This is a genomic window from Aminicella lysinilytica, from assembly GCF_004362975.1.
In the GTDB taxonomy this organism is placed as follows: domain Bacteria; phylum Bacillota; class Clostridia; order Peptostreptococcales; family Anaerovoracaceae; genus Aminicella; species Aminicella lysinilytica.
Genome location: NZ_SNXO01000085.1, coordinates 1 through 1,400, shown reverse-complemented (window position 1 = coordinate 1,400; position 1,400 = coordinate 1). Strand labels below are relative to the sequence as shown.

At 41.4% G+C, this 1,400-nt stretch carries 1 protein-coding gene; it reads left to right on the top strand.

Annotated elements, in window-relative coordinates:
* Positions 1-118 precede the first annotated feature (118 nt).
* Complete coding sequence (locus tag EV211_RS10585) at positions 119-1,357, top strand: IS256 family transposase (RefSeq protein WP_133529402.1); 1,239 nt, start codon at positions 119-121, stop codon at positions 1,355-1,357.
* Positions 1,358-1,400 lie beyond the last annotated feature (43 nt).

Sequence of the window (1,400 nt, the reverse complement as noted above, 5' to 3'; positions counted from 1 at the left end):
GTCCGTATAATGGTGTAAAAGAGAGAATTGGAGAGATCAAAAAAATATAGAGCCAAATGCTCCACTTTCAAGTATAATTGAAATTGAAAATATAACTAAAACTTGGAGGTAAAGCAAAATGGCTCAATTAAATGTTACACTAAATCAGGAAGAAATGCTACAACTTTTATCAGAAAATCGAGAAGGTGCATTCGCAGAACTGCTGCAGAACAACTTGAACAGTATCCTGCTTGCGGAATCTGAAGCTCAACTGCATGCTAAACCGTATGAACGCACTGAGGAACGACAGGACAGCAGAAACGGCATGCGTGAGAAAGATCTGGTAACAAGGATAGGCAAGATAACCCTCAATGTACCAAGACATAGAAATGTCCCATTCAAATCAATGATATTTGACAACTATACTCGTAGCGAGGCCTCTCTGATCACTACTATGGCAGAGATGGTGGTAGCGGGCGTATCCACCAGAAAGGTGTCGCGAGTAATGGAAACATTGTGCGGACAGTCATACTCAAAGTCGACTGTATCTGAGGTCTGCAAGGATCTGGACAAGAATGTCGAAGAATTCCGGACACGTCAGATAGCAGAACCATACCCGTTCGTTATCGTAGATGGAACATATCTCAAAGTGCGAGAAAACCACCATGTGATCTCAAAGCCACTAATGATTGCCATCGGCATAAGCGCTGACGGACGCAAGACAGTGCTTGGGTTTGACTACTATGAAAACGAAAGCAAAGAGACATGGACAGACTTCCTGCAGAGTTTAAAGAACAGAGGTCTTGATAATATAAAAGTGATCACGTCCGATGCACACGAAGGGATAATATTTGGTGTCCACAAAGTTTATCCAAATGTGCCGTGGCAGAGATGCCATTATCATTTCACTAAAAACATAGTCGAGAAAGCGCCTAAGAAATATCAGATAGGTCTGAGATCAGAGCTGCGTGAAATGTTTACTAAGGACACTCTTGATGAGGCAACGCAAAGGCGAGATGAGATAATCAAGGATTACAGCGATGTAGCGCCTGATGCAATCAAGTGTCTGGACGAAGGATTTGAAGACTCTATGACGGTAATGGGGCTGCCTGAAGGGGTACGAAAAGTGATACGAACATCAAACCACATAGAGAGGCTGAATGGCGAAGTCAAACGCAGATCAAAAGTAATCGGCATATTCCCAAACTCAGCTTCAGTGATCAGACTTATGGGAAGTGTACTGATGGAAGAAAATGAAAAATGGGGTTATACGAGAAGGCTATTTTATTCAAAAGCATACAATGCCATCAAAGAAACTGACTATCAAGAGTTGATTAAAATAGCAGAGAAACAACAGAAAATGCTTAAAGCAGCATAAAGGTAGTTTGATATATGCTTGAAAGTGAATTTACACACAAATA